The sequence below is a fragment of the Aliagarivorans marinus DSM 23064 genome (assembly GCF_000429485.1).
Classification (GTDB): Bacteria; Pseudomonadota; Gammaproteobacteria; order Enterobacterales; family Celerinatantimonadaceae; genus Aliagarivorans; species Aliagarivorans marinus.
The window spans coordinates 157459-184362 of sequence record NZ_KE386908.1 but is presented as its reverse complement, the minus strand read 5'-3'; the positions used below and the strand labels follow the sequence as shown (position 1 = coordinate 184362).

Genomic DNA, 26904 nt, shown 5'->3' with positions numbered 1-26904 from the left:
TACTCAAGGTAGGGTTGATTAGAACTCGTGGTCAGCAGTGTCAGGATTGAGGCCTTGAACACCCAGCACATTAGCGGTTTGCTCAATCGCCTTAGTGCTCTCAACCAACGCGCTAATCGCGCCATTGACCAGTTCATGGCCTTGCTGGTTGTCAGGCGCAATTAACATATCGAAGTACACGCCGTCTTGCTCTGCACTGGTCACCATTGCCGTGAGCTGTTGCTCGGTCGCGGAAAAAGCAGCAAGGTTTGAGGCCGCCAGTTCGGCGTCTAGACCTTCAACCAACTGATGTAGGCTTGGCCCGCTAAAAGACTCGCCAGAGGCGCGCTGGAACTGCCCAAAATACACATTGGCAACACCCTTGGCGTTGTAGTAATGCGAGTTGTGGGTGTTGTCGCTAAAGCAGTCGTGCTCATCTTCGGTGGATGCTGCTTCCAGTGCTACCTTCATACGCTCACCGGCTAGCTCACCCAGTGACAAGCTGCCCATGCCAAACAGCATACGACGTAGTACCTGCTCTGAAGATTCCGCCAATAACTCGCTGCGGTAATCACCTTGCTCCGACCATTGCGCACTCATCCATGCCAAATCATCCACCAGCAATTCACTGGCTGCCATCAGGTACTCGCCACGACGCTTACAGTTGCCATTGGTACAGGCCGAGCCCTTTGCAAAATCACTCGCTGGGCGCTCACCCGCGCCGGCGTTGGTGCCATTCAGATCCTGCCCCCACAGCAAGAACTCGATGGCGTGGTAGCCGCTGGCGACATTCGCTTCAGAGCCTGCCAGTTCATTGAGTGAAGCCAGCAAATCTGGCGTGATCTCGCTAAGATCGATGTTATCTTCACCCACTAGCAGACTTTGGCTGGCGATAATGTTGGCGGTAGCGCCGGGGTTGCCCAATTCAAACTGATAGTCAGTCGCCACATAATCGATAAGGCCCTCATCCAGCGGCCAGGCATTCAGCTGACCTTCCCAATCATCAACAACTGGATTACCAAAGCGGAACACCTCACTTTGCTGGTAGAACACCCGGGCATTCAGCCATGCTTGCTTCGCAGCTTGCAGGCTTGCTTCACTGGGTGAGGCCAATAACGCCTTGTTAGCTTCACGCAATTGAATGGAGGAGGTGTAGGCATCGGTGTAAACCGCATGGGCCAAATCGGCATAGTGCTCAGTGACTTGCTCAACGCTTGGAGCGGCAATGGTAGTAGCGCTAAACAACACGCCTGAGAGAAATACTAACGAACGCATAAACATCCCTGTTTTACATTTTAATGAGAATCGTTATTGTTAGCATTTATATTGCTATTGTAAAGACCCTGATGGAATTAAGTTAAATAGGAGCTTTACTGGTTGGTAAATAATCATTTAATCAAGGGTTAGCGATGTTTCATCGCACTGTCATACAGCTTGGGTTAAATAGCGCCTGCCAACAGACTTAAACCATGTCGAGATAGCAGTGAACGGACGACAATTTCTAAAAACACTACGCAGAAAAGGAATTCCAGCTTCGGTGTTTGCCCAGCGTGCCGGGTGCCAGCTGGAGGTGGTTTATCGCCTCGCTAAGAGCCAGCAGGTGCCTGACCACTACTGCCGGCTGCTTCAGCAAGCCTAAGCCTGAAATTCCCCATAGATCTCCGCCAAGGCAGGTGGAAGCTGACGCGCAGTTGCAATGGCGCGAGCCTGTGAAAGGATCTGCTGCTTGTTGAGATGCTTAGCACTTTGCAGCAGTTGGTAGGGTTTCACTGACCAGCCCAGTTCAGCCAGTTCCCCAGCGATAAGTCGAGCCGCTTTCGGCGCCGATGAGAACTTGACGATCTCGGCCCGGGCGTAGTGATTATCAGCAAAACTAACTGTGGCCTCGCGGCGGCTTGGATCGCCACCGGGGATCTGCTGAGCACCGAACAGCGCCTTACTAGCCGGTTCGGCCTGCGAGAAATCTGGCAGGAAGCGCGCGAAGTGAGCAATCGCTAACTCACTGCGCTGGTTGAGTACATCTTCGGGCCAGCCCTGCTCGATTTTACTGAGCAGCGGGCTGGGCAAACGTGGCTGGGCGCTTTGCTGGTCGCTGGCCACCAAGCCATCTTTGAACAGGGTAATATCTTCGGTCATGCCATGTAGCTGGAAGTAGCTGTCGGCATAAGGAGTGAGCTGGGCCATGCCCTGCGGGGTACCGCGCTCGCCATGGATGATCACCTCGGGCCAATGACCTTCAGGGCGCGGCCAGTGGCTCAAAAATGCCGCCTTGAACTCCACCATACGCTGGCGGCTCAGGCCTGCCTGATCGTCGATGCTGCCGGTGCGAAAACCACAGGCGTTCACCAAGTAGTCCACCTCGAGATGCTGTTGCTCTCCGCCGCGGTTTACCGTTAGCTGCCATTTGTCGCCTTGGCGGCTTAGTGCATCAACCCGGCTGTTAAGCGACAGATTTAAGTTTGGCAAATGTTCCGCCATCAGTTCGCAGCTAGCCGCCAGGCGTAGCATGCTCAGGCCATACTCTTGCACCAAGATCAGCGGGAACTGCAGCTTATTCAGATCGAGCTGGCGCGCCAGCGGAATCATCCAGTCATCATCACAGCGCGGCTGCGCGGGCGGGGTTCGCTCTGCTAGCGCTTGCAACTGCTCGCGTGAGTAGAGGCTGAAGTAGTGCTCCGGCTTGCCGATGAGCTCAAGCTCCGGGCGCTGCTCGATAAGCTGCTGATAGTGGCTGCGTAGATGTTCCAGCCGAGGTAGCAAGGCTTGCGGCGTGCTGGCGTCTTCAAGCGGAAGTGCCAATACGGTGGGACGGGGGTTCGCGCAATGTGGGAAGGCGCTGAGCATCTCCAGCGACTGCTCGAGCAGATCGATGCACTGCTGGGTGTCGAGCTCGCGATAGAGGTTACCGCCTGCGTGCAGATGACACGCTGGAGGGCCATTAACCAAACTGGGGCCAGCCTCTAACAAGTGCACCTCAATGCCCAATTCTGCCAAATTCAAAGCAATGGTAGAACCGGCGATGCCGCCACCAATAACCGCTAACTTGTGTGAACCAGCCGACACCTGATACTCCTTCCGGCATGCAGATACGAAAAAGGCCAGCATAAAGCTGGCCTTTTAATGTGGCAGGGGCGGAGAGATTCGAACTCCCAACATTCGGATTTGGAATCCGACGTTCTGCCATTGGAACTACGCCCCTAGAGACGCTGCGTAGTATACCTAAACCCAACTAAAGGTAAAGACCCAGAATCGCGCATTGAGTCTGTTTGCGCAAGCTTTAAACAAAACGCCGCAAATCGCTGATTAGTTCACCAATTTTTAGCAAGCAGCGGCTTGGTGTGATGCTTATTGTGGCTGCGCTTGGTGTTTGGCCTTCACAAAATCGCTGTGGCTGAGATAAATCAGCTCGGCGATTTGTCTGATCAAGGCCTCTTCGTGCGGGTCGAGCTCATCGTCGGCCCAGGCTATTTCCCACAGCGCCACGGTAAACTGATAGCGCTGCTGATACTCCAGTTGTTTCACAAAGCGGGTAAAGTCGTACAGCGAGGTCGCTTGCTCGGCCATCTCGTCGGCCCGCGCTAACAGGCGCTCTGCTTCTGCAGTCTCTAGCTGAAACAGATGCGCTAAGCGTTTGAGCATCTTGGCGCGCTCAGCCTCATCGGGCTGATTGTCGGCGCGGCTTAGCTGGACAAACAAGGTGGCAACGGCCAGCTCGACTTCATCGCCCGCTACCGCATGGTCGGTTTCAATCGCCGCCTGAATAAACTGCTTTAAGGCTTGCAACATGCTTGATGGTCCCCAAAAGTGTGTGCTTTCGGGGACTATAGCGCGAAATGCCGCTTATGCCACCTGAGATTCTGGCGCAGCAGGCTCGCGGGTGTCGTGACTGGCCAACAACTGACACTCGCCGGCTTTGTCATCCCAGCGGCGCAGTTGCAGCTCGCCTTCCATGGTTTCACACAGGTAGGTGCAGTTCTCTATCCAGTCACCATCGTTGGCGTAGACCACCCCATCTTTCTCCAGCAAGCAGGGGTGATGGATGTGACCGCAGATGATCATATCCGCCTGCTGACGCTTGGCCTCGTTAATCGCGGCATTCTGGTAACGCAAGATTGCCTCTTGCGCCTTACCGATGCGCGATTTGATGTAGCCCGCCAGTGACCAATAGGAGTACCCCAGGCGCTGACGCCAATCACTGACCACGCGATTGAGGAACATCAGCAGGTCGTAGAGGTGATCCCCTAGCTTGGCGTAGAGCTTGCCAAAGCACACTTCGTCATCAAACTGGTCACCGTGTAGCATCAGGATCTTCTTGCCGGTAATGCTGGTATAGGTGTATTGCTCATGTACCGGGATATCGCCCAGCTCCAAGCCTTTATAGGCCTTGAATAGCTGGTCGTGGTTGCCCGGGATATAGATGACTTCGGTGCCTTTGCGCGCTAGGTACATTAAATACTGGAGCACGTCGTTATGTGCGGCAGGCCAATGGACCCGGCGCTTAAGCGCCCACACATCGATGATGTCACCGACTAAAAAGATCCGCTTAGCGCGGGTTTGCTTCAGAAGATGTAACAGAAACTCCGCTTTGCAGTCCCTGCAGCCCAGATGAATATCGGAAAGCCAGAGGCTTTGATAGACCTGCTTTTTCGCCATTGCATTGTCATCCGTGGTTTTTCTGCAAAATTACGATGGATTTTTGACCGCAATGTGAAGCTGGGATTGCACGATGATGACAGTGCTCACGCTAACGGGGCTTCCGATCTTGAGAGTGAGGGGGCTTGCTGTCACAATTTGCTCTAAGAATCGTTACTCCATGGATAGTATGTCAGCCCTTTCTAATAACAATAAACTGGCAGTCGCCACCATCGGCGGCGGTAGTGGACACTTCGTTATGCTCTCGGCGCTACGGGATCTCCCCGACACCTCGGTCAGCGCCATCGTCTCGATGACCGACAGTGGCGGCAGCACCGGTCGTCTGCGCGACGAACTGGGGATCCTTCCCCCCGGCGATATCCTCAAGTGTGTATTGGCGCTATCGCCCCATCGTGAGTTGGCCCGTCAACTGCTGCTCAAGCGCTTTACCAAGGGCAACCGCCTAACTGGCCACAGTGCTGGTAATATGCTGCTGACCATGCTGTCGCAATACAGCGGATCATTCTCGGAAGGGGTGCAGGGTCTGGCACAGATGCTCGATGTTGAGGGCGAGATCTTGCCGGTCACCGTCGACAAGTCCACCTTAGTCGCCGAGCTCACCAGCGGCGAGCGGATCTTTGGTGAAAGCGCCATCGATATCCCTCGCGGCGATCAACGAGAAAAGATTGAGAACGTGTTCTTAGTGCCCCACCACGCTGAACAAGTCAGGGTCTATCCACCGGTTATCGAGCGAATCAACTCGGTGGATGCGATTGTGCTGGGTCCGGGCGACCTGTTTACCTCTATCATTCCCAACCTGCTGGTGCCGGGCGTCAGACAGGCGCTGTGCAGCTCCAAGGCCAAGCTGGTGTATGTCAGCAATATCATGACCAAGTTTGGTGAGACCGACGGCTTTAAGCTGGAAGCCTTTATTGAGGTGCTGGAGCGCTATATCGGCCGTAAGCTCGATGTGCTGCTGGTGAATAGCCACGCCCCCAGCCAAGAGGCACTGAACAACTACAGTTCTGAGCGCGCCGAGCATGTCGCCTTCGACAACCTGCAAGCCTTGCGGGAGAACTACCAGTTCATTCACACCGATCTGCTAGACGATGGCGAGGTGGTGCGCCACTCCCCCGACAAGCTATCAAAGGCCTTGAGCGCATACTTTGCCGAGCTGAGCCACGCTACTTAATCGAGCTTTTACACTGATACGACCACAGTTTGCAGGGATTTTGATAGAATCTCGCCGATTGAAACTGTGGTTGTCACAAGATTATGGAACTATCTGACTATTTTTCGCGCCAGCAAGACAAGCTGATCTTCAGCCGTCAGCAGGCCTGTAGCTTCGCCAAATCGGTCGCTAACGACTTTAATGCGATCCACGATGCGGATTCCTCGCGCTTCTGTGTGCCCGGCGATCTGCTGTTCTCGGTACTGCTTAACGAGCTAGGCCTCGCCCAAAAGATGCGGGTCAGCTTTAGCGATATGGTCAGCGATAACGTGCCACTGCGGGTGGAATCCCCCGAACAAGGCCGCTTTGACCTACTCGACGACGACGACAAGCGCTATCTAAGCCTGGAAACCCACGGCGAGTCTACCCATCAGCACGAAGTGATTGAGGGAATGATCCAAGACTATGTCCGTTTCTCAGGTATGAACTTCCCACATATTCTTGAGCCCCTGTTAAAAGAGCAGGGACTGATGCTCAATCGCAAACGCCCACTGGTGATCTACGAGAGCATGAGCCTGGAGCTGGATACCCTGCCCCAACAACGCGCTACCCTCGACTTCGACCACGGCGACTATCAGCCAAATGGCCGTCGTGGTGTTGCCACCCTGCATTTCAACATTAGCGAGAATGGCAAAAAACTAGGCCATGGCCAAAAACGGATGCTGGTTGGCGCGTTACTGCCCTACAAACAAGAAGAGAGCCAGTTGCTGATAGACAGCTACTGCGCGGCGCGCGATCGCTATCTTGCTCAAAGCGCGCAATAAGCATGGCAGGGCGATAGCTCGCCCTTCCTAACGAATATGCGACAGTGGCAGTGCGTTATGGTGGAACACCTGACGTAGCACAAAGCTTGAGCGCACCCCGGTAACCCCTTCAATGCGGGTCAGCTTACCCAACAGGAACTGCTGGTAATGGTCCATATCCGGCACCACTACCTTGAGCTGGTAGTCGGCATCGACGCCGGTGACTAGAGCACACTCCATCACCTCCTCATAGCCAGCGACTAGGCGCTCGAAGTTATCGAAGCGATCTGGGGTGTGGCGGTCCATCGAGATATGAATGTATGCGGTGAGTTTCAGGTTGAGCTTATTGGCATCGAGCACGGTGACATGTTTGGCGATCAGCCCCGCTTCTTCCAGGGCTTTTACCCGTCGCGAACAGGGCGATGGAGACAGGCCGACTTGCTCTGCCAACTCCAGGTTGCTGATACGTCCATTTTGCTGCATAAGGGCGAGAATACGCCGATCTGTTCTGTCTAACTTCATAAAAGTTGTCCCTAAATTTACTACTAAGCAACAATACACCTCAATAAAGCCATTTAGAAGCTATCTCTTGCTGAATAAACTGTATATTCGGCAAACATCGCAACCACTCACCCCTTCAAAATCCTTAATCTATAACCACGTTAGAGAAACGCAAGCCACTTACCGGTGGGGCGCAGCACTTACCTCACCCAGGTATCGGGCACTCAACTGGCGATAACTTATCCGGTTAGACCGCACAGCTTATTCTTAACTCAAGGGATTAACGACGCGTGAGGGTGGCCATTGGCCACCTTTCGTCGTTTTTAGTGGCGACGTTTTTGTGCTGTTTGCGCGCAAACTTTGCAATACCAGCTCACTAAAAACCCAGTTTGAGTGCATTTTCAGCAAACAAACTCGATTTCTGAGTTTTTGCGGTTTAGCGTTTGACTTCAAACCGTAAAAAACGTCTAATACGCCCCGTTGCCCGGATAGCTCAGTCGGTAGAGCAGAGGATTGAAAATCCTCGTGTCGGTGGTTCGATTCCGCCTCCGGGCACCACATTTAAAGAGCCTCGCTTAGCGAGGCTTTTTACTAGGTTGCCAGCAGCACTAGATACAAAATTTGCCCGGATAGCTCAGTCGGTAGAGCAGAGGATTGAAAATCCTCGTGTCGGTGGTTCGATTCCGCCTCCTTTGTTTTTGGTTTAAAAGCCTCGCATTGCGAGGCTTTTTGCGTTTTAGTCATCTGAAACAGTCCCCGCTACCCTCCCCACAGCTTTTGCTCGCCGCAAACTTGCAATGACATTCTTGCTATTTTCAAACAAGCGTTTAAATTCATACCAATCCGGATAAGTAAGTGATCAGAGATTGCGCAGGAAAAATCATTGAGGACGAGGAAGCGCTTGCCGTGACTAGTGGGCTAATTACAAAAGCGTTGACGCTGTTATCAATGATTTTAACCAGCAAGAATGAGCAGTTACTTATGTGGATTGGTATTAGAGCGTCTAACAAGGAGGAATGCCATGCTACCGTCGCTACGGAAAGCCAACTTTATGCTGCGCTACTTTGGCCTGGTTAAGGTGCCACTCATTGGGTTCTGCCGCCCGAAAATCCTGATGATGACCGAGCACGAACTGGTGATGAAGATCCCGCTGCGCCGTCGCACTAAAAATCACCTCAATAGCATGTACTTTGGCGCGCTGGCGGTTGGTGCCGATGTAGCCGGAGCGTTTCTGGCCTTTGCCAAAACCGCCAACAGCCCCTATCGGATATCTTTGGCGTTCAAGGCAGTAGAAGGCGAGTTCTTAAAACGTCCGGAAGATGATGTGGTGTTTACCTGTAAAGATGGGGCGCTGATCGATCAGATGCTGGAGCAAAGCGCAGCCAGTGGCGAACGGGTCAACCAAGCGGTTGAGATTATCGCCACCTGCCCAAAGCTCAGCGGCGATGAGGTGATGGCGCGTTTCTCACTGACCCTGTCGCTGAAAGCCAGCGCGAAGTAATACCAATCTGGATAAGTTAATGATCAGAGATTGCGCAGGGAAAATCATTGAGGACAAGGAGGCGCTTGCCGTAACTAGTGGACTAATTACAAAAGCGTTGACGCTGTCATCAATGATTTTAACCAGCAAGAATGATCAGTTGCTTATGTAGATTGGTATAACTATTGAACGCTAACGGATTTTTCAGCAACCACTAGCAAGACTTCCTCTAGCTGCCCTTCATCAAGGCCTAGGAAGCTACTGGTTGCATCGACCAGTTCATACCAATTGCTCGGTGGGTAGGGCTGGCCCGATTGCTTATCTGCGGCCACCTTGGCCAGTTTGAGCAGCACCACCAACAGTCGTACCGCCTTGGTCATCTCTTCGCTGGCAACTAGGCTTTCCCAATCATATTGATAGTAAATGGCTTCAGCCAGCGCGGTGGGCAGTCCCCATTTTTGGGCTATCAATGCTGCAACGGTGGGATGACTGGTGCTGTAGCGCTCCCGTTCAATATCGGCAATGCCACGCCAGCTAAGTGTTTGGTTTTTGGCCAGCAACTCGGAGTAGTCATCAAAATGGGTATACAGCGCCGCTACACCACTTTGATGGAACAGCCCGAGCATATAGACCTTGTCCTTGATCACCTCGTAGCCGAGTTCTTCCGCCAGCAAGGCGGCACAGTTGGCAATCAATTGACTGTGGCCCCATAGGTACTCCAACGCCTTGGAATCAGACCAACAAGATTTCAGCGCGACCGCCTTAACGATCAGCAGCACCCGATCCAGCCCCAGCGTCATCACTGCCTGATGAATCGAGCGAATGGTGGTGGCGCGGCGAAACGCCGCCGAGTTCACCACCTGCAATACTGCGCCGCTAAGCCCCACATCACTGGCAATCGCTTCGGCAATCATTGCCACATCGGGCTCGTCCATGCGAGCTTGCTGGGTGATCTTCAAAAGGATCTGCGGGCGCGGGGGAATTAACAGTTGGTCGAGAATTACTTTCTCAGGTTCGGTCACTAATAAGGCCATACCACAAGCTTCCTGGCTCATTCGGCACGATATGCAACAATGCCTTAGTTATCAGATAGATAGACAACTACACCTTAAACCAACTAATAGGCTAACTCAATAACTCCGATCGAACTTTGACAAGCTCACCGAAGTTCCACCAACAGCGTTAACAAGTCGTTGATTAATATCAGCTATTTTTAAGGAAACATCACAGGAAAGCAGCGCCGATATTGCCCGTTTCAGCCGCTTTTCTGGCAGATTATGAAGTGAGTCGTAACTTTGCCTGTGAGAGCGTCGAAAAGTGGCCTCTAGGTTGCAGCCTTAGAATTCTCGTGCGATTCTAAGGTATGTTGATAATTACCTGAACCGACTCTTGTTAGTGTCTGAACAAACTGGAATAAAAGTTCATGGATGTTAAGTTCGTTAATCCTTTTTTGTCGTCTTTGCTCAATGTGTTAACCACTATGGCGCAGCTTGAGCTCAAGCCCGGCAAACCCAAACTCAAGAAAGACGAAGTGGCGCGCGGCGATGTGTCCGGCCTGATTGGTATGGTGGGCCCGCAGCTTAAGGGCTCATTCTCCGTCAGCTTTGACCGCTCACTGGCCTTTGAAATCATGCGCCGCATGTTGGGCGAAACCCCTAGCAGCGTTAACGAAGAAGTGACCGATATGGTGGGTGAGATCACCAACATGGTGACCGGTGGTGCCAAGCGGATCCTAGCCGACGACGGCTATGATTTCTCGATGGCAACGCCAGTAGTGGTCTCGGGCCCTGCCCATACCATCACCCATAAAAACGATGGCGCGAAGATGATGATGCCATTCACCTGTGAGTACGGTGAAGCCACCATCGAGATCTGTTTCGAAAAGGCCTAACGCGTTCGCACAGCACTAAGCTGGGCGATAAGTTCTGAAGAGTCAGTCACCGCGGCTGGCTCTTCGCCTTTCTGCAGATAGAGATAGCGGCATATCTCCAATGACAGCAGGCACAGCTCGCGCTGCTCAAACACCGCCTCTGCATCGAGCTGGCGGAGCTTGTCTATACTGTTCTGCCAACCCTCTAACCCGCTCGCCTTCCCTTTGAACCAGCCAGCATGCTTGGCCAATACTTCACAGCTATCCAGCAGTAGTGAAAAGCTGTTTATCGCTAACAGCAAGGCTTGAGGCTTGTCGTTTGCGGTAATCTCGGGCTGCGAAAGCTGCAGGTGATACAGGGCATGATTCAGTAACTGCTCGAGATAGCGCCTAATTGCAGCGGCATCTGGCTTGGTAAGCTCCAAGCTCGGCAGACTTTTCGCAGTGAAGGGTTTGTGCAAGGCCAAGTGATAGCCGCGCTGCGCTTTATTGATACAAGCGAGCTGCTCGCCCGCTAGCTGCGCCACCTGTTCGGCCAATACAAACAAGGCCTCAGGGCTACCCTCCAGCAACTCCAGCTCAATCTCATTGATCACTTCCCACTGCTCACCGAGTGATACGTTGCCGCCTAACGACACATGGCCACGGTCAGCGGCCACTTCCACCACCCCAAGCGTATCCACTTCCACCACCATGCGCAGGCGAACAAAATCGGTGCGGAACACTTCGCGCAGCTGATGCTGCATCGGTACTAGCTTGTCAGGCTCGGGCCAAGGTACGCCGTTAAACAGGGCTAACTGGGGCAGTTCGCCTTGAAGGGGGTGATTGAACTCCGGGCGTTGATGCACCCCGCCCACGGTTTGGCCGGGAGTTTTCAGGGTTTGCCATTGCTGGCCGCACTCGCGGCGCAGTCGCAGTCCCATGTCCCAGCTCAGCAGCTGCCAGTCGGGGGTATCGAAGTAGATGCTGAGTAAGGGGGCGGAGTCGCGCTCGATGATCGTCCATTGGCGCATCAGGTCAATAAGCGGCTTCCAGATGTCGCGATTGGCGATGAACTTCAGCTCAATTTCGTCGTTCATTTATTGGGTAGTTTCATATTAACTTTAAGAATCAGCGGGCTAGATCCCAGCATTTTGATCGAAATCAGACCCAGCATAAATTGATTGCAAAAAGATGACAAAAAACTACTTACAAGTGAACTAGGCTAAGTTAACATTCGCCGCGCAATGGACGTATTGTGCGTAATTTAAACTGAGAAGAAGACTATGTCAGCGAACTCAATTTTAGGCCTTTTTGCAAAGTCACCCATCAAGCCACTGGAAGAGCATATTAGTGTGGTGCATGAGTGTTGCGAAGGCTTAGTACCTTTTTTTAACGCCGTTTTTTCCAAGGATTGGGAGGCCGCCACTGAGGCGCGCGCCTTTATTTCTCGTAAGGAAAAGGACGCCGACAAACTCAAACGAAATATTCGACTTAACCTACCTGGCGGTATCTTTATGCCGGTGGAACGTTCCGACTTGCTGGAACTGCTCACCCACCAAGACCGTATCGCTAACAAAGCGAAAGACATCAGCGGACGAATTCTGGGTCGCCACCTGGAAGTGCCTGAGTCGCTGGTCGACCTATTCATGGCCTATGTGAAGCGCAGCCTTGATGCCACCGCACTGGCCAAAGACGCCATCAACGAACTCGACGACTTGCTGGAAACCGGCTTTCGCGGACGCGAAGTCGAACTGGTGGAGCGGATGATTCAACGCCTCGATGCCATCGAAGACGACACAGATTCACAGCAGATCAAACTGCGTAAAGAGCTGTTTAAACTCGAAGATCAGCTCAACCCTGTCAACGTGATGTTCCTCTACTACATCATCGAATCCATCGGCGCACTGGCCGATCAGGCGCAACGCGTAGGCGCGCGTCTGGAACTTATGATCTACCGTTCTTAACCAACGAGAAAAACACTTAGGTTACACCTATGGAAATTATTGCAAATTATGGTGCCATCCTGGTGGTTATCGCAGCCGTGGTCGGCTTTGTGATGGCCTGGGGCATTGGTGCCAATGACGTAGCGAACGCGATGGGAACCTCGGTAGGTTCTAAGGCGATCACCATCAAACAGGCGATCATTATTGCGATGGTCTTTGAGTTCGCCGGCGCCTACTTGGCCGGTGGCGCGGTGACTAACACCATTCGCAAAGGCATTATCGATGCCGACGCCTTTACCGCCCAACCCGAGCTGATGGTCTTCGGTATGATTGCCGCGCTGTTAGCCGCGGGTACTTGGCTGATCATTGCCTCGTACAACGGTTGGCCGGTGTCTACCACTCACTCTATCATCGGTGCCATCATCGGCTTTGCCTACATAGGCGTGGGCTCTGATGCCGTTGAATGGAGCAAGGTGGGCGGCATCGTAGGTAGCTGGATTGTCACCCCGGCTATCTCGGGGGTCATCGCCTATCTCATCTTTATGAGTGCGCAAAAGCTTATCTTCGACGATGAAAACCCGATCCAAGCAGCCAAGCGCTATGTACCGCTATATATGTTTGGTGCGGGCTTTATGATGTCGCTGGTAACCATCAAAAAAGGCCTTAAACATGTCGGCCTGGACATTGGTGAAGCCGAAGGTTATCTGCTAGCCATCGCGGTGGGCATAGTGGTTGCCATCGTCGGTAAGTATGTGATCAGTAAACTGAAGATTGATCCAAAAGCCGACCGCCATATGCACTACACCAACGTAGAGAAGGTGTTTGCCGTACTAATGGTGATCACCGCCTGTTGTATGGCCTTCGCCCACGGCTCGAACGATGTGGCGAATGCGATTGGCCCGCTGGCCGCGGTAGTGAGCATTGTGAAGAACGACGGCGAAATCCTGGCTAAAGCGCAGCTAGCGTGGTGGATCTTGCCACTGGGCGGTCTGGGCATCGTGACCGGCCTGGCACTATTCGGCCACCGAGTTATGGCCACCATTGGTACTGGCATTACTCACCTCACCCCAAGCCGTGGCTTTGCCGCCGAGCTGGCCGCCGCTGCAACGGTAGTGATCGCCTCAGGTACCGGCCTGCCTATCTCCACCACCCAAACCTTGGTGGGTGCAGTATTAGGTGTAGGTATGGCGCGCGGTATTGCTGCGCTGAACCTTGGTGTGGTGCGCAAGATTGTCACCTCTTGGGTGATTACCCTACCAGCAGGTGCCGGCCTGGCGATCGTGTTCTTCGAACTGCTACTGCTTGTTTTTAACTAAGCCACGCAAGCCCTCTCTCATGAGCCCATAATGCGCGCTCATGAGTGCTCTACAACAACGCTGTGGTTGAGCCCCACAGCGTTGTTTCGTACACTGGGACCAAATCATAAACAATCACTTAGAGACTAATAACGTGTTTGCACGACTACTTGCTATTGCCACCTTTGCCCTGAGTTTGAGTGTTCACGCTCAAACCCGCTATATCTCCGACGAACTGTTCGTCTATATGCATTCCGGTTCCAGCAACCAATTCCGCATCATTGGCTCGGTTAACGCCGGTGAGAAAGTGGAATTGCTGGACCTTAACAGCGAAACCCAGTATGCCAAGATCCGTATGTCTACCGGCCGCGAAGGCTGGGTAGAAGCCAAGTTCCTGAACCGCAACCCGGGTCTGGCTGAGCAATTGAAAGCGGCGCAAGATGCACTGGCAAAAAGCGAGCAAGCACGTAAGAGCATGGCTGAAGACAGCAGCTCTCAAGCAGGCCAGCAACAGCAGTTGATTGAAGAGCAGACTGCGCAAATCGAAACACTGACCGCCCAAAACCAGCAGCTCAACGAGCAGTTCGCACAGATCAACGACCAAAACCAAGACCTGAGTCGTCGCCTGGATACCCGCGAAACCGACATTCAAATGCGCTGGATGATGCGTGGTGGCATTATCGCCATCGTGGGCCTTATCGTTGGCTTGATTGTGCCGCACCTACCGCGCCGCAAGAAACGCGACAACCGCTGGATGTAAGCTCCATCACACGATCAAAAAAGGCGTGCTAAGCACGCCTTTTTAGTCTCTACCGCATCACTAGGCCCTAGCCGAGCTTCCAGTCTTTTAGGGCCCGCTGGCGACACAGGGTGCCGTCGATATTTAAAATCACATCATCGCGGCGAATGGCTTCCAGGATCACCCCAGGAGCCACCTCTTCTCCCTCGTACAACAGCTCGTTATTAAAGCGCACATAACTGCGCTCCGAGTCCGACGAGTACACGTGGGAGTTAAACTTAAAGTCGGGCACCTTGGCGCTAATAGCTTCATCCAGCGCACTCAGCTGTGGTGTCATATCGTAATCACCCTGCTGCCAGCTCTGGCCTTCGGTGGCTTCCACGGCATCGGCGAACAATGCCGCCAGCACGCTATCAACTTCAGGCTCAGCTTGCTGCGCTAGTGGTTGTGTCTGTTGGGCGTTCGGCGTTATTTGCGATACAGGCTCTGCATTGGTAGCTGCTTGGGAAACGGGCGCTTCAGCCTGCGGATAAGAGGCCGCCTGAGCCTCGCTCTGCAGCTTTAGCTGCTGCTGACGCAGGCTCAGCAAATCGACCGCCTCTAGCTTAAGCTCCGGCAATGGCAAGATGGTGATCTCACTGGGTGTTAGGGCATTTTCCATCGCGCGCGGCTCCTTGGCAGGCGCCGGTTTTGCTGGTGATGGCTGCATGGGCTGATCTGCCTGAACCGACTGAACCGCCTGAGCCATCTGAACGACGGGTTGTTGCCCTGCGGCACTGGTAACTGCTAGAGACGGGCTAGCGGTGGTCGTACTCCAATACAGATAAGCGCCTGCGGCTAAGCCACCACCGAGCACTATCCCACCGATAACAGCAGCCAAGGGTTTGATGGACAAGCCTTGCTTGTCGCCGCCGTAATACTCGCCCTGACCGCGCTGCTGCGCCTTAGAGATAATCGACATTACCACACCTCCTTAAGTCGCGGCTGGCTGAGATGGACCAGCTGGGAAAGGCGCATCATGGTTTGCTCCCCAACCACCCCATCGGCCTCTAACAGATTCTGGCGCTGGAAGCTGCGGACTTGCTGGGCCAACTCGCTATCGAACACACTGCTTTGGCCCGCAAGACCGCCATTGAGCATGGCCAAGCTTTGGCTAAGCCACTCCACCATCGGCCCGCGCTCGCCCTGCTTTAATACGCCACTAAAGCCGCGCGGTGGGTACCACATCAACTCGAACTCACCATCCCAGCGGCGCAGTAGCCAGCTCGGCTCGACCACAATTCGCTGACTATCGAGCCACAGCTCCACCTCCGGCTCAAGTTGGGTGACCACCGCAAAGAAGCGTTGGCCTTCATCATTCAGTGCAATCACCGCTGGGTAGTTGACCGCTAACAGCGCGTTCCAGCCGCCCTGCTGGCGCTGACAGCGCAGCCCCACCGCTGGAGCCAGTTGGCAGTTGGCCTGCTGGGCCTCCACCTGATAGCCCCACAGTTTGTAAAGCGTCTGGCGGGCAATATCGGGCCGAAGGTTGGCTTGGCGCAGCTCACGCCATTGGCTGTCGACACTGGTAGCGGGCGTAGCCTCTGCAAGCTCGTACTGCTCCGGCTCTGCCGTGACCACGGGTTCGGCAACGATGGGATTAAGCTCAAGTGCTGGCTGCAGCGTGGGCTCAATGGCGCTAGGCACAGATGGCTTGGATAAATAAACCAGAGCGCCAGCCAGGCCCAAGGCAAGCACCACACCTGTAGCAAAGCCCAGCCCTAGTTTATTTCCAGAGCCTGCTTTTACGCCCTCCAGGCCAATCTCGCCCGCGGCTTGTTGTACCGCTTTGGGGTCAACCCGTTCTTGGTCGGCGGCGTAACTGGCCAGCAATGCCCGATCGCACAGCAGGTTAATCAGACGTGGGATCCCGCCGCTTAGCTGGAAGATCTTCTTACAGCTTTTATCGCTGAACAGCTTGCGCTGGCAGCCCGCCACCTTAAGGCGGTAGCGAATATATTGGCGAGTTTCTGCCAAAGTCAGTGGCAGCAAGTGGTAGCGCGCGGTAATCCGCTGGGCTAGCTGGCGCAACATGCTCTGCTTGAGCATCTGTTGCAGCTCTGGCTGGCCAACCAACACCACCCGCAGTAGCTTTTGGGTGTCGGTTTCTAAGTTGGTGAGCAGACGCAGCTGCTCAAGAGCTTGTACGCCCAAGTGCTGGGCTTCATCAATCAATAGCAGGGTGTGCTTGCCAGCTTGGTGGTTGTCCATCAAGCGCTGTTTAATGGCGTCGCTGTAGAGCTTCAGGCTGTCTTGTTGCTGGTCGTAGTCAATTTCCAGCTCGTCACAGATACTGGCCAGCAGTTCGCGCTCGCTCAGGCTGGGATTGAGGATCATCGCTACCTGGCTGTCATCGCCTAACTGGCGCAACAGGTTACGCAGCACCGTGGTTTTCCCGGTGCCCACCTCGCCGGTAAGCAGCACAAAGCCGCCAGTCTCACCCAAACCAAAGTTCAAATGCGCCTGCGCCTCTTTATGGCGATCGCTTAAAAACAAATAGTCCGGGTTGGGAGCAATCGAGAACGGGTTCTCCGTTAACCCGAAGTATTCAAAGTACATCCTGTTATCCTTTTTTACCGCAGTTCGCCTTGCCCGATGGACATTGAGTTTTTCGAATCCTGCACCTTGGAGTAGTTCGGGTATATAATACCGCGTTCAAAGATTTTGTGGATCGGCAAGAGTGAGACGAGCGTGGAGATTTATCTAGTTGGCGGCGCAGTGCGCGACAACTTACTGGGTTTGGCAGTGAAAGATCGTGACTATTTGGTCGTTGGCTCAACCCCACAACAGATGCTCGATCAGGGCTTTACCCAAGTGGGCCGAGACTTTCCGGTGTTCCTGCATCCGCACACCCAAGAAGAGTATGCACTGGCGCGCACCGAGCGTAAAAAGGGCCAAGGCTATACCGGTTTTATCTGCGATTTCGACGACTCCATTACCCTCGAGCAAGACCTGATCCGCCGCGATATCACCATCAATGCCATCGCCCAATCGCCCAATGGTGAGATCCACGACCCTTACGGTGGCCAGCGCGATCTGGAGCAGCGGCTGCTACGCCATGTCAGCCCGGCCTTTGTGGAAGATCCGCTGCGGGTACTGCGGGTTGCCCGCTTTGCTGCCCGTTTCCACCACCTTGGCTTTAAGGTCGCCGATGAGACCATCGCGCTGATGCGTGATATCGCCCACACTGGCGAGCTGGAGAGCCTGACTCCAGAGCGGGTGTGGAGCGAGCTGGAGCGCAGCCTGGATTGCCAAAATCCGCAGGTGTTCTTTGAAGTGCTACGCGAAGCCGAGGCACTGAAGGTGCTGTTCCCCGAGCTCGATGAGCTCTACGGCGTGCCTGCGCGCAAAGAGTACCACCCGGAGATCTGTACCGGGCTGCACACTATGATGGTGCTCAAGCAAGCGGTCGATGAAGGCTTTGCCAAAGAGGTGCGCTTCGCCGCGCTGTGCCACGATTTTGGCAAGGCGCTCACGCCAAAAGACAAGCTGCCCTCGCACCCCAACCATGGGCCTGCTGGTATGCCGCGGATCAAGGCCTTCTGCGAACGCTTTAAGGTGCCCAACCACTACCGCGACTTAGCGCTACTCGTGGCTGAATACCATATCACCATCCATAGCGCCGCCGAGCTTAAACCTGCCACCGTGCTCAAACTGCTGAACAAGACTGATGCTTGGCGTAAAGGCGAGCGCTTCCAACAGATCCTGCAAGCCTGTATCGCCGATTACCGAGGCCGCCTGGGCTGGCAGAGCAAGCCCTACCCCTCTGCCGATTATCTGTGGCTGCAGTACCAAAACGCCCAAGCGGTGGATGTAAAAGCCATCGTTGCCGCCGGCTATAAAGGCGCTGAGATCCGCGAGCAGCTAGGCCAGCAGCGGATAGCGGTGATCAGTGATACAAAAAAGGCGTGGTTAGCAAACCACGCCTCTTAAACCCTAATCGCATCAATGTAGTCAGCCAGCACCGTGGCTGACTTAACATTAACTAGCCGGTGGTTAGCATCACCACTAAGCCAATACCCAGCAATACCCGGTAGATCACAAACGGGGTCATCGACAGCTTGCTGATCCACTTAATAAAGTAGTGGATGCAGGCGTAGGCGCTGAAGAAGGTCAGCACAATACCCATTGCCAGCGCCGACCAATCTGGGGTGGCTACATTGGTATCAACGATATCCTTGGTGAGCAGCACACAGGCGCCCAAGATCACCGGAATCGACAACAAGAAAGAGAAGCGAGCCGCCGCTTCACGCTTCATGCCCAGCATCAATGCTGCAGTCATGGTGATACCACTGCGCGAGGTGCCGGGAATGATCGCAATCGCTTGGGCAAAGCCGATCGCCATGGCTTGTTTCCAGCTGATATCGTACTCGCCCAAGCGGCGCACACCAGTCTTATCGGCCCACCACAGCAACAGACCAAACACGATGGTGGTACAGGCAATCACCCAAGCTGAGCGCAGGTACATCTCGATCAGGTTTTTGCCGAAGAAGCCAAAGAATACCGCCGGCAGGGTGGCGAAGATAATAAACCATGCGAGGGTGGCTTCGGGGTCGCGCTTTCCGCCAAACCAAGCAATCCACGACTTAAGCATCGAGAGGATCTCGGTGCGGAAATAGGCCATAACGGCGAACAAGCTACCGACGTGCACGGCAACATCGAAGGCTAGGCCCTGATCATCCCAACCTAACAACTGCGAAGGCAGGATCAGGTGAGCAGAGCTGGAAATGGGTAAGAATTCAGTCAATCCCTGGATAAGGGACAAGACCACTACTTCAATGGTGGACATAAGTACCTACTATTTTAAAACTGGAAACCGGCTTACGAACTTAAACTAACAGGTTAAGCTGACTCGGTTTAACGGTTGGTATTGCTTATCGAAAGCTTGCCACAGCGCGTGATAGCTTTGCTTTGCAATTGGATGAATCCGCTCACCGGCCAACTCAGCTAGCGGGCGAAGTACGAAGGCGTTCTCCAATACTTCCCCACGAGGCAGTTCACACGGTTGTGAACACACCACATCGTCGTAGAGCAGGATATCAATATCTAAGGTTCGAGAGGCAAACTTTTTCGCACCATGCACTCGGCCGTTGGCCGCTTCGATGCGTTTTAGCTCAGCTAACACCTCGCCGATCTTCTTTGACGACTCAAAACGGGCCACCAAGTTAAAGAAGCTGGGGCCAGAGAAGCCAAAGGACTCGCTCTCATAGATGGGGCTCAGGCTGAGCTCGCCAAAGGCCTCGCGCAGCATGTCGATGCCGCTGGCAATATGCTGCTCGCGGTCGATATTGCTGCCAATGCCAACGAAGATCTCTGCCATCACTATAGCCCTGCTTGCTGCAGTTCAGCAGCGCTGCGTTCGATCTCAACCCCAACAGTGGCGGCATTGGGCACCGCGCCGGGCTTTTTCAGGCTTACCTTAACCCAAGGGGTGGAGAAATCGTTAAGCAGCATAGCGGCAATTTTCTCGGCTAGGGTTTCCACCAGTTTGTGGTGTTGCCCTTGAACCAGCTCGCCCACCGCCTGACTGACCGAGGCATAGTCGAGCGCCAGAGCGATATCATCACTAGCCGCAGCCGGACGGTTGTCCCAACCCATTTCCAGGTCGATAACCAGTTTTTGTTGGATTTGGTGTTCCCAGTCGTAAACACCAATGCTGGCGAGCAAGGTAAGCTCGCGAATTATTACTTTATCCATAGAACTCATCAGGTCAGCTGAGTGGTCCACCAATAGCCTTGGGTTATAAAACAGCGTATGATTCGGTGGTGCGCGATAATAACCCAATTCCATGGCAGGGGGAACGTTTGTAGACAATGGGTCTTACCGGATTAGCCTTTATTAGCTGTGCCTATCTCCTCGGCTCCATCTCCAGCGCCGTGCTAATCTGCCGCGTGTTTAAACTTCCCGATCCCCGCCAATCCGGCTCCAATAACCCCGGTGCTACCAACGTCTACCGCCTCGGCGGCAAGCTTCCCGCAGGCTTAGTACTGGTGTGCGATATGCTCAAGGGCACCATTCCAGTATGGCTCGGTTATTTTGCCGGTCTAGCGCCAGTGGTGCTCGGCTTTGTCGGCATCGCCGCCTGTTTGGGCCACATGTACCCGATCTTCTTTCACTTTCAGGGTGGCAAAGGTGTGGCGACAGCGCTCGGTGGCGTGCTGCCGATTGGGCTGGATTTAGGCGCGCTGCTGATTGGCACGTGGTTATTAACGCTGTGGGTACGCGGTTATTCATCGCTGGCGGCGATTGTCGCAGTGTCCATGGCGCCACTCTACACCTGGTGGATTAAGCCCGCCTACACCCTACCAGTAGCCATGCTCTCGGTGCTGATTATTATGCGCCATCAGGGCAATATCTCGCGGCTACGTAGCCACTCAGAAAGCAAGGTGCTTAAGCGTAAAGAACGCTAAGCACCCTTCGATATCTCTCTGTTTTTTTACTGGCGATGTTTTATTTAGCAGGCGGCAGCTGATCCAGCGGCCAACGCGGCTTGGCTTCGATGCTCAAGTCCTGCACCTGCCCAGCCTTAAAGCGCTGCATACCGGCATAGGCGATCATCGCACCGTTATCGGTACAGAACTCGTTGCGCGGGTAGAACACCTCACCGCCACGACTTTTCATCAGCTCACCGAGCTGGGCGCGTAGCGAGGTGTTGGCGCTTACCCCACCGGCAATCACCAAACGCTTCAGGCCGGTCTCCTTGAGTGCACGGCGGCACTTAATGATCAGGGTATCCACCACTGCCTGCTGGAAGGCCAGCGAGATATCCGCCTTGGTTTGCTCATCGTCGCCTTCGGCATCGATGGTGTTCTTGGCAAAGGTTTTAAGGCCAGAGAAGCTCATATCCAGACCAGGGCGGTCGGTCATCGGGCGTGGGAAGGTAAAGCGGCCGGGTACGCCTTTCTCTGCCAAACGAGCCAGCAGCGGGCCTCCCGGGTAATCCAGGCCTAATAACTTGGCGGTTTTATCGAAGGCCTCACCGGCAGCGTCGTCAATCGACTCGCCCAAGATGGTGTATTCGCCGATACCGTCCACTTCCACAATCATGGTATGACCGCCGGATACCAGCAGCGCCAAGAAAGGGAATTCTGGCGGGGTATCTTCTAGCATCGGCGCCAGCAGATGACCTTCCATATGATGCACTGCCACCGCCGGTACGTCCCAAGCCATAGCTAAGCTGCGGGCGGTCAGCGAGCCCACCAATAGCGCGCCCACCAAACCCGGGCCGGCGGTATAGGCAATCGCATCGATCTCGTCTTTGCCGCAGTTGGCCTCTTTGAGCGCTTCTTCTATTAGGGGAATGGTCTTACGGATGTGGTCGCGCGAGGCCAGCTCAGGTACCACTCCGCCGTAATCTGCATGTAACTTCACCTGACTATAAAGGGCGTGCGACAATAGCCCGAGCTTGTCATCGTAAATTGCTACGCCAGTTTCGTCGCAAGAGGTTTCGATACCTAGAATTCGCATGCAGTGTTCCCGTGTCAGCCTCAGGTTTGCCCAAGCGCTGTAAGTTTAGCCAATTAAAAAACGCGCATATCTTACCTGCGTCGTGGATTTTTCACCAGCCAGCACATTTGGGCTTTACAAGCACAGTGGGATCGGCTTAAAATTCGGCACCATTTTTAATCACCCAGGCTGAATTATGCTCGGCCTCACAACTACAACCGGAAGGTGAAAGGCATATGCCAATCGTTAAAGTACGTGAAAACGAACCATTCGACGTAGCACTACGTCGCTTCAAGCGCTCTTGCGAAAAAGCAGGTATTCTTTCTGAAGTTCGCCGTCGCGAATTCTACGAGAAGCCAACCACTGCTCGTAAGCGTGCTAAAGCGTCTGCTGTTAAGCGTCACGCTAAAAAGCTGGCTCGTGAAAACGCACGTCGCGTTCGCTTGTACTAATAAGCACTAAGAGTTAAGCAATACCATGTCATTAAAAGCCCAGCTTCAGGATGAACAAAAAGCCGCAATGCGTGCTAAAGACAAGCAACGTCTTGGCACCTTGCGTATGCTAATGGCCGCTGTTAAGCAGCGTGAAGTTGATGAGCGCATTGAACTTGACGATGAGCAAGTTCTGGCAATCATCGTTAAGCAGGTGAAACAGCGCAAAGACGCCGCCGAGCAATTTATTGCAGCCACGCGTCAAGACTTGGCCGATGTAGAGTTGGCTGAAATAACTGTGCTGGAAGAGTTTCTTCCTAAGCCGCTTAGCGAGGAAGAGATCAGCGAGCTGATTTCTGCTGCCATCAGTCAATCTGGTGCCGCTGGCATGCAAGACATGGGTAAGGTAATGGGCGTACTTAAACCACAAGTACAAGGCCGAGCTGACATGGGCGCAATTAGCGCCGCTGTACGCAAGCAACTCGCCTAAACCCCATTAGCTTCAATCTGGCAAGCCGTGCTCTCATTTTTGGGATCACGGCTTGTTGTTTTCTTGCGTATTGAACAAAAGCGTATTGATAGGCTCTTAAGTTAAGGGCACTCTTTTCTAATCCGCTTCACGGTAATTTTCCATAGGCGCCTGTTCGAGACTTTATGGCTGGACGTATAACCCAACAATTTATCGATAACCTGCTGGCACGAGCAGACATTGTATCGTTGATTGATCAACGGGTTAGCCTGAAAAAAACCGGCAAAAACTACTCGGCGTGTTGCCCCTTCCACAACGAAAAAACCCCGTCTTTCTCGGTAAGTCCCGACAAACAGTTCTATCACTGCTTTGGCTGCGGTGCCCACGGTAATGCCATCGGCTTTATCATGGAGTACGACAAGCTCGACTTTGTCGAAGCCGTGGAAGAGCTCGCCGGCCAGATGGGCATGGAAGTGGAGCGCGAAGAGGGCCGAGGGGGCAAGTTCAATCCCCAGCAGAACCAGCAGCAAAAGCAGTACGCCAAAGACCTGTACGAGCTGATGCAGCACGCCACCCGCTACTTCCAGCAGCAGCTACGCGAACACCCAGAAAAGCAAAAGGTGATCGACTACCTTAAAGGCCGAGGCCTCAGTGGTGAAGTCGCGCAAAAGTTTGCCATTGGCTATGCGCCGGATGCCTGGGACTCGCTCAACAAGCTGTTCGGCCAACAAGCCCAGCAGATGCTGCTCGACTCCGGGATGTCGATTAAAAGCGACAAAGGCCGCTGTTATGACCGCTTCCGCGATCGGCTGATGTTCCCGATCCGCGATAAGCGCGGTCGTTACATTGGCTTTGGTGGCCGAGTGCTCGGCGACGGTACGCCCAAGTACCTCAACTCGCCGGAAACGCCGATCTTCCACAAAGGCCAAGAGCTGTATGGCCTGTATGAAGTGCGCCAAGCCTACAACAAGATCCCACAGATCTTGGTGGTGGAAGGTTATATGGATGTGGTGTCGCTGGCCCAGTTCGGTATCGACTATGCGGTCGCGTCCTTGGGTACCTCGACCACGCCTGAACATCTACAAACGCTATTCCGCGCCAGTCGTCAGATTATCTGCTGTTACGACGGTGACCGCGCTGGCCGCGATGCCGCCTGGCGGGCCTTGGAAAACGCCCTGCCCCAGCTGCGCGACGAGGTAGAGCTGAAGTTTATGTTCCTGCCCGACGGCGAAGACCCCGACAGCTTGGTGCGCCAAGAAGGCAAAGACGGCTTCGAACAGCGCATGCAACAAGCCATGCCGCTGTCGCAGTTCTTGTTCGAGCGACTGGCCCAAGATATCGATATCAGCACCGATGCCGGCAAGAGCCATTTAGCCTCGCAGGCCTATCAGCTGATTAACCAAATTCCGGCAGAGTTTTACAAAGAAACCCTGCTCTCCGAGCTGGCGACCCGTAATCGCTGGCTGCGCAACCGGCTCGATACCGAGCTGGCCCAGATTAAAAAAAATCGCCCCCAAGCGAACGTTAAACAGACTAAACTTAGCCTTACGCCTATGCGTAAGGCCATTGCCATGTTGTTGCAAACGCCCCAGATCGGCTTGCAGGTACCTACAGTTCCAGGGCTGGAAAGCCTCGACCAAAAAGGCATCGAGATCCTGTTAGAACTACTGGAACACATCAAGCAAAAGCCCGATATCACCACCGCCCAGTTGCTGGAGCGTTGGCGCGATCTGCCGCAACAAAAGCACCTAAACCTGCTGGCTGGCTATGACTTGCAGATCGATGAACAGGGCTACCAAGAAGAGCTGGACGATACCATCTCCAGCTTTGTGGACCAGCTACTCCATCAACGCTTCGATCAGCTAACGGTGAAGTCCTTACAAGGACAACTTAGCCCCGAAGAAAAGCGAGAAATGCAGACTTTGATGACCGAGCTGAAAACTTGACAGTAAAGACTTATTAGTTGGCCCTTGAATTGGCAAAAAATACCCACATTTGATAGAATGGCACGTTTGCGCCCGAGCGCTTTCGTATCGGTAAAGCTAGCTTAATCTACTTCGGATGACATCTATGGAACAAACTCCACAGTCTCAACTCAAAATCCTTTTAGCTAAAGGTAAAGAGCAAGGCTATCTAACCTATGCAGAGGTGAACGATCACCTGCCTGCAGACATCGTAGATTCCGATCAAGTTGAAGATATCATTCAAATGATCAACGACATGGGTATTCAGGTGCTCGAAGCAGCCCCCGATACCGATGACATGATGTTGGCTGAGAATACCACCGACGAAGATGCTGCCGAAGCTGCAGCCCAGGCACTAGCCACGGTGGAATCTGAACTAGGCCGCACCACTGATCCAGTACGTATGTACATGCGTGAAATGGGTACCGTTGAACTGCTAACCCGTGAAGGCGAAATCGACATCGCCAAGCGTATCGAAGAAGGCATCAACGAAGTACAGCGCAGCGTATCTGAATACCCAGAAACCATCTCCATCCTGTTGGAGATGTACGACCAATACCAAGCTGAAGAGCTAAAAATTGGCGACATCGTTAGTAACTTCATCAGCGAAGACGAGGTAGACACCGCCGCTCCAACCGCGACCCACGTAGGTTCTGAGCTGGAAGAGAAAGACCTCGAAGACGAAGATGATGACGAAGACGAGGACGAGGAAGAAGAAGATACCGGCCTCGACCCTGAGCTGATCAAAGAGCGCTTCGACACCCTGCGTGAGCACTACGAGGTTACTCAGGCCGCCATCGAAAAACATGGCCGCCAGTCCAAAGAAGCCCGCAAAGAGATCAAAGAGCTAAGCGAAGTGTTCCACACCTTCCGCCTGGTACCAAAACTGTTCGACCGTCTGGTAGACAGCATGCGTACCATGATGGACCGCGTGCGCACCCAAGAGCGTCTGGTACTTAAGCTAAGCTGCGACCAAGCGAAGATGCCGAAGAAAGCCTTTGTCAGTGCCTTTGCTGGTAACGAAACCGACTCTGAGTGGTTAGACAAAGAGCTGGCGAGCGATAAAGGCCACGTGCCTGCACTTAAGCGTGTGGAAGAAGAGATTCGCCGCAGTATCTTCAAGCTCAAGCAGATCGAAGAAGAAACCGGCCTGTCGGTTCACTCGATCAAAGACATCAACCGTCGCATGAGCATCGGTGAAGCTAAGGCTCGCCGCGCTAAGAAAGAGATGGTTGAGGCTAACCTACGTCTGGTAATCTCTATTGCCAAGAAGTACACCAACCGCGGCCTGCAATTCTTGGATCTGATCCAAGAAGGTAACATCGGCCTGATGAAGGCGGTGGATAAGTTCGAATACCGTCGTGGTTACAAGTTCTCGACCTACGCAACCTGGTGGATCCGTCAGGCGATTACTCGCTCGATTGCCGATCAGGCACGTACCATCCGTATCCCGGTACACATGATTGAGACCATCAACAAGCTCAACCGTATCAGCCGTCAGATGCTACAAGAGATGGGCCGTGAGCCAAACCCAGACGAGCTGGCAGAACGTATGATGATGCCAGAAGACAAGATCCGTAAGGTTCTGAAGATCGCCAAAGAGCCGATCTCTATGGAAACCCCAATCGGTGATGATGAAGATTCGCATCTGGGCGACTTCATTGAGGACACCACCCTGGCGATGCCTGTTGACGCAGCCACCGGTGAAAGCCTCAAGAACGCCACCCAAGACGTACTGGCTGGCCTTACCCCGCGTGAAGCCAAGGTACTGCGTATGCGCTTCGGTATCGGCATGAACACTGACCACACTCTCGAAGAGGTAGGTAAGCAGTTCGACGTAACCCGTGAGCGTATCCGTCAGATCGAAGCCAAGGCCCTGCGTAAGCTTCGTCACCCAAGCCGCTCAGAGCAACTGCGCAGCTTCTTAGACGAGTAAAATCAAGGCCCTAGCCTTCGCTTAAGATTTGAGCGAACGCACTTATCGGCAATAGACACAACAGGCAGGATTCCCTATAATCCTGCCTGTTTCTTTTCTAAGAAACCCCACAATCTGGCCCTTTAGCTCAGTTGGTTAGAGCAGGCGACTCATAATCGCTTGGTCGCCCGTTCAAGTCGGGCAAGGGCCACCAAATTTGAAAAGGACGCTAGCTAGCGTCCTTT

Annotated in this window: 26 protein-coding genes and 3 tRNA genes; 15 read left to right on the top strand and 14 right to left on the bottom strand. The window is 53.7% G+C overall.

Features of this window, described 5'->3' with window-relative positions; translation table 11 throughout:
- Positions 1 to 18: 18 nt before the first annotated feature.
- The 5 genes from G461_RS0118430 to G461_RS24790 form a co-directional block, all read right to left on the bottom strand.
- Complete coding sequence (locus G461_RS0118430; protein WP_026972946.1) at positions 19 to 1254, bottom strand: imelysin family protein; 1236 nt, start codon at positions 1252 to 1254, stop codon at positions 19 to 21.
- A gap of 360 nt (positions 1255 to 1614) precedes the next feature.
- Positions 1615 to 3042, bottom strand: coding sequence for an FAD-dependent oxidoreductase (locus tag G461_RS0118420; RefSeq protein ID WP_026972945.1), 1428 nt, complete (start codon positions 3040 to 3042; stop codon positions 1615 to 1617).
- A 60-nt stretch (positions 3043 to 3102) separates the two neighbouring features.
- Positions 3103 to 3178: transfer RNA gene (locus tag G461_RS0118415), tRNA-Trp, on the bottom strand.
- 146 nt (positions 3179 to 3324) lie between these two features.
- Positions 3325 to 3765, bottom strand: a complete 441-nt coding sequence (locus G461_RS24795) for a tellurite resistance TerB family protein (RefSeq protein ID WP_051333682.1) — start codon at positions 3763 to 3765, stop codon at positions 3325 to 3327.
- 54 nt (positions 3766 to 3819) lie between these two features.
- Positions 3820 to 4632, bottom strand: a complete 813-nt coding sequence (locus G461_RS24790; RefSeq protein WP_084429371.1) for a UDP-2,3-diacylglucosamine diphosphatase — start codon at positions 4630 to 4632, stop codon at positions 3820 to 3822.
- 169 nt (positions 4633 to 4801) lie between these two features.
- On the opposite strand from G461_RS24790, the gene G461_RS0118400 reads away from it, so the two are divergent.
- Both G461_RS0118400 and G461_RS0118395 read left to right on the top strand, forming a co-directional pair.
- Complete coding sequence (locus G461_RS0118400) at positions 4802 to 5803, top strand: gluconeogenesis factor YvcK family protein (protein WP_026972944.1); 1002 nt, start codon at positions 4802 to 4804, stop codon at positions 5801 to 5803.
- An 83-nt stretch (positions 5804 to 5886) separates the two neighbouring features.
- Positions 5887 to 6606 (top strand): DUF3581 family protein, encoded by a 720-nt coding sequence (locus tag G461_RS0118395; RefSeq protein ID WP_026972943.1) that lies wholly within the window; start codon positions 5887 to 5889, stop codon positions 6604 to 6606.
- A gap of 27 nt (positions 6607 to 6633) precedes the next feature.
- On the opposite strand, the gene G461_RS0118390 is transcribed toward G461_RS0118395, so the two are convergent.
- Positions 6634 to 7107 (bottom strand): Lrp/AsnC family transcriptional regulator, encoded by a 474-nt coding sequence (locus tag G461_RS0118390; RefSeq protein ID WP_026972942.1) that lies wholly within the window; start codon positions 7105 to 7107, stop codon positions 6634 to 6636.
- A gap of 461 nt (positions 7108 to 7568) precedes the next feature.
- Between G461_RS0118390 and G461_RS0118385 the strand changes: the two genes are divergently transcribed.
- Positions 7569 to 7644: transfer RNA gene (locus tag G461_RS0118385), tRNA-Phe, on the top strand.
- Positions 7645 to 8107: 463 nt separating this feature from the next.
- A complete protein-coding gene (locus tag G461_RS0118375) occupies positions 8108 to 8587 on the top strand; it encodes a DUF4442 domain-containing protein (protein WP_026972941.1) in 480 nt (159 codons plus the stop codon).
- A 161-nt stretch (positions 8588 to 8748) separates the two neighbouring features.
- On the opposite strand, the gene G461_RS0118365 is transcribed toward G461_RS0118375, so the two are convergent.
- Entirely contained in the window at positions 8749 to 9600 is an 852-nt protein-coding gene (locus G461_RS0118365; protein ID WP_026972940.1) for an HDOD domain-containing protein, read from the bottom strand.
- 389 nt (positions 9601 to 9989) lie between these two features.
- On the opposite strand from G461_RS0118365, the gene G461_RS0118360 reads away from it, so the two are divergent.
- Positions 9990 to 10457 carry a chemotaxis protein CheX gene (locus G461_RS0118360; protein WP_026959183.1) on the top strand — a complete coding sequence of 156 codons (468 nt, stop codon included), beginning with the start codon at positions 9990 to 9992 and terminating at the stop codon, positions 10455 to 10457.
- Here G461_RS0118360 and G461_RS25690 read toward each other — a convergent pair.
- Entirely contained in the window at positions 10454 to 11515 is a 1062-nt protein-coding gene (locus G461_RS25690; protein ID WP_051333681.1) for a CYTH domain-containing protein, read from the bottom strand. The genes G461_RS0118360 and G461_RS25690 overlap by 4 nt on opposite strands.
- 186 nt (positions 11516 to 11701) lie before the next feature.
- Between G461_RS25690 and G461_RS0118350 the strand changes: the two genes are divergently transcribed.
- The 3 genes from G461_RS0118350 to G461_RS0118340 all read left to right on the top strand — a co-directional run bounded on the left by G461_RS0118350 (position 11702) and on the right by G461_RS0118340 (position 14416).
- Positions 11702 to 12382, top strand: coding sequence for a TIGR00153 family protein (locus G461_RS0118350; RefSeq protein WP_026959184.1), 681 nt, complete (start codon positions 11702 to 11704; stop codon positions 12380 to 12382).
- 29 nt (positions 12383 to 12411) lie between these two features.
- Entirely contained in the window at positions 12412 to 13677 is a 1266-nt protein-coding gene (locus G461_RS0118345; RefSeq protein ID WP_026972939.1) for an inorganic phosphate transporter, read from the top strand.
- A gap of 133 nt (positions 13678 to 13810) precedes the next feature.
- A complete protein-coding gene (locus tag G461_RS0118340) occupies positions 13811 to 14416 on the top strand; it encodes a TIGR04211 family SH3 domain-containing protein (protein ID WP_051326716.1) in 606 nt (201 codons plus the stop codon).
- 67 nt (positions 14417 to 14483) lie between these two features.
- Here the strand turns inward: G461_RS0118340 and G461_RS25685 are convergent, their stop codons facing one another.
- Both G461_RS25685 and G461_RS0118330 read right to left on the bottom strand, forming a co-directional pair.
- Positions 14484 to 15356 carry a general secretion pathway protein GspB gene (locus tag G461_RS25685; RefSeq protein WP_026972938.1) on the bottom strand — a complete coding sequence of 291 codons (873 nt, stop codon included), beginning with the start codon at positions 15354 to 15356 and terminating at the stop codon, positions 14484 to 14486.
- Positions 15356 to 16993, bottom strand: coding sequence for an ExeA family protein (locus G461_RS0118330; protein WP_026972937.1), 1638 nt, complete (start codon positions 16991 to 16993; stop codon positions 15356 to 15358). The genes G461_RS25685 and G461_RS0118330 overlap by 1 nt, the downstream gene beginning before the upstream one ends.
- Positions 16994 to 17125: 132 nt before the next feature.
- Between G461_RS0118330 and G461_RS0118325 the strand changes: the two genes are divergently transcribed.
- Entirely contained in the window at positions 17126 to 18367 is a 1242-nt protein-coding gene (locus tag G461_RS0118325; protein ID WP_026972936.1) for a multifunctional CCA addition/repair protein, read from the top strand.
- A gap of 52 nt (positions 18368 to 18419) precedes the next feature.
- On the opposite strand, the gene G461_RS0118320 is transcribed toward G461_RS0118325, so the two are convergent.
- The 3 genes from G461_RS0118320 to folB are packed head-to-tail and all read right to left on the bottom strand — an operon-like array spanning position 18420 to position 20131.
- On the bottom strand, positions 18420 to 19223 hold the full coding sequence (locus tag G461_RS0118320) for an undecaprenyl-diphosphate phosphatase (RefSeq protein ID WP_026972935.1): 804 nt from the start codon (positions 19221 to 19223) through the stop codon (positions 18420 to 18422).
- A 45-nt stretch (positions 19224 to 19268) separates the two neighbouring features.
- A complete protein-coding gene (folK, locus tag G461_RS0118315; RefSeq protein WP_026972934.1) occupies positions 19269 to 19754 on the bottom strand; it encodes a 2-amino-4-hydroxy-6-hydroxymethyldihydropteridine diphosphokinase in 486 nt (161 codons plus the stop codon).
- A 2-nt stretch (positions 19755 to 19756) separates the two neighbouring features.
- Entirely contained in the window at positions 19757 to 20131 is a 375-nt protein-coding gene (gene folB / locus G461_RS0118310; protein ID WP_026972933.1) for a dihydroneopterin aldolase, read from the bottom strand.
- A gap of 116 nt (positions 20132 to 20247) precedes the next feature.
- Here folB and plsY point away from each other — a divergent pair, with 116 nt between their 5' ends.
- Positions 20248 to 20844, top strand: coding sequence for a glycerol-3-phosphate 1-O-acyltransferase PlsY (gene plsY, locus G461_RS0118305; protein ID WP_026959193.1), 597 nt, complete (start codon positions 20248 to 20250; stop codon positions 20842 to 20844).
- Positions 20845 to 20884: 40 nt separating this feature from the next.
- On the opposite strand, the gene tsaD is transcribed toward plsY, so the two are convergent.
- On the bottom strand, positions 20885 to 21901 hold the full coding sequence (gene tsaD, locus G461_RS0118300; RefSeq protein WP_026972932.1) for a tRNA (adenosine(37)-N6)-threonylcarbamoyltransferase complex transferase subunit TsaD: 1017 nt from the start codon (positions 21899 to 21901) through the stop codon (positions 20885 to 20887).
- Between the two features lie 215 nt (positions 21902 to 22116).
- Between tsaD and rpsU the strand changes: the two genes are divergently transcribed.
- From rpsU to G461_RS0118275, 5 genes are all read left to right on the top strand, one after another.
- Positions 22117 to 22332, top strand: coding sequence for a 30S ribosomal protein S21 (gene rpsU, locus G461_RS0118295; RefSeq protein WP_016403353.1), 216 nt, complete (start codon positions 22117 to 22119; stop codon positions 22330 to 22332).
- A gap of 25 nt (positions 22333 to 22357) precedes the next feature.
- Positions 22358 to 22801, top strand: a complete 444-nt coding sequence (locus tag G461_RS0118290; protein WP_026972931.1) for a GatB/YqeY domain-containing protein — start codon at positions 22358 to 22360, stop codon at positions 22799 to 22801.
- A 164-nt stretch (positions 22802 to 22965) separates the two neighbouring features.
- Positions 22966 to 24726, top strand: coding sequence for a DNA primase (gene dnaG / locus G461_RS0118285; RefSeq protein ID WP_026972930.1), 1761 nt, complete (start codon positions 22966 to 22968; stop codon positions 24724 to 24726).
- Between the two features lie 124 nt (positions 24727 to 24850).
- Positions 24851 to 26680 carry an RNA polymerase sigma factor RpoD gene (gene rpoD, locus G461_RS0118280; protein ID WP_026972929.1) on the top strand — a complete coding sequence of 610 codons (1830 nt, stop codon included), beginning with the start codon at positions 24851 to 24853 and terminating at the stop codon, positions 26678 to 26680.
- A gap of 116 nt (positions 26681 to 26796) precedes the next feature.
- Positions 26797 to 26873: transfer RNA gene (locus tag G461_RS0118275), tRNA-Ile, on the top strand.
- Positions 26874 to 26904: the final 31 nt, after the last annotated feature.

Coding starts and splice junctions, on each gene's coding strand:
- G461_RS0118430 (WP_026972946.1), bottom strand. CDS start 1,254: ATGCGTTCGTTAGTATTTCTCTCAGGCGTGTTGTTTAGCGCTACTACC.
- G461_RS0118320 (WP_026972935.1), bottom strand. CDS start 19,223: ATGTCCACCATTGAAGTAGTGGTCTTGTCCCTTATCCAGGGATTGACT.
- plsY (WP_026959193.1), top strand. CDS start 20,248: ATGGGTCTTACCGGATTAGCCTTTATTAGCTGTGCCTATCTCCTCGGC.
- tsaD (WP_026972932.1), bottom strand. CDS start 21,901: ATGCGAATTCTAGGTATCGAAACCTCTTGCGACGAAACTGGCGTAGCA.
- G461_RS0118330 (WP_026972937.1), bottom strand. CDS start 16,993: ATGTACTTTGAATACTTCGGGTTAACGGAGAACCCGTTCTCGATTGCT.
- G461_RS0118365 (WP_026972940.1), bottom strand. CDS start 9,600: ATGGCCTTATTAGTGACCGAACCTGAGAAAGTAATTCTCGACCAACTG.
- G461_RS25690 (WP_051333681.1), bottom strand. CDS start 11,515: ATGAACGACGAAATTGAGCTGAAGTTCATCGCCAATCGCGACATCTGG.
- dnaG (WP_026972930.1), top strand. CDS start 22,966: ATGGCTGGACGTATAACCCAACAATTTATCGATAACCTGCTGGCACGA.
- G461_RS0118290 (WP_026972931.1), top strand. CDS start 22,358: ATGTCATTAAAAGCCCAGCTTCAGGATGAACAAAAAGCCGCAATGCGT.
- G461_RS0118390 (WP_026972942.1), bottom strand. CDS start 7,107: ATGAAGTTAGACAGAACAGATCGGCGTATTCTCGCCCTTATGCAGCAA.
- G461_RS0118400 (WP_026972944.1), top strand. CDS start 4,802: ATGTCAGCCCTTTCTAATAACAATAAACTGGCAGTCGCCACCATCGGC.
- G461_RS0118345 (WP_026972939.1), top strand. CDS start 12,412: ATGGAAATTATTGCAAATTATGGTGCCATCCTGGTGGTTATCGCAGCC.
- rpsU (WP_016403353.1), top strand. CDS start 22,117: ATGCCAATCGTTAAAGTACGTGAAAACGAACCATTCGACGTAGCACTA.
- G461_RS24790 (WP_084429371.1), bottom strand. CDS start 4,632: ATGGCGAAAAAGCAGGTCTATCAAAGCCTCTGGCTTTCCGATATTCAT.
- G461_RS0118375 (WP_026972941.1), top strand. CDS start 8,108: ATGCTACCGTCGCTACGGAAAGCCAACTTTATGCTGCGCTACTTTGGC.
- folK (WP_026972934.1), bottom strand. CDS start 19,754: ATGGCAGAGATCTTCGTTGGCATTGGCAGCAATATCGACCGCGAGCAG.
- G461_RS25685 (WP_026972938.1), bottom strand. CDS start 15,356: ATGTCGATTATCTCTAAGGCGCAGCAGCGCGGTCAGGGCGAGTATTAC.
- G461_RS0118395 (WP_026972943.1), top strand. CDS start 5,887: ATGGAACTATCTGACTATTTTTCGCGCCAGCAAGACAAGCTGATCTTC.
- folB (WP_026972933.1), bottom strand. CDS start 20,131: ATGGATAAAGTAATAATTCGCGAGCTTACCTTGCTCGCCAGCATTGGT.
- G461_RS0118350 (WP_026959184.1), top strand. CDS start 11,702: ATGTCAGCGAACTCAATTTTAGGCCTTTTTGCAAAGTCACCCATCAAG.
- G461_RS0118360 (WP_026959183.1), top strand. CDS start 9,990: ATGGATGTTAAGTTCGTTAATCCTTTTTTGTCGTCTTTGCTCAATGTG.
- rpoD (WP_026972929.1), top strand. CDS start 24,851: ATGGAACAAACTCCACAGTCTCAACTCAAAATCCTTTTAGCTAAAGGT.
- G461_RS24795 (WP_051333682.1), bottom strand. CDS start 3,765: ATGTTGCAAGCCTTAAAGCAGTTTATTCAGGCGGCGATTGAAACCGAC.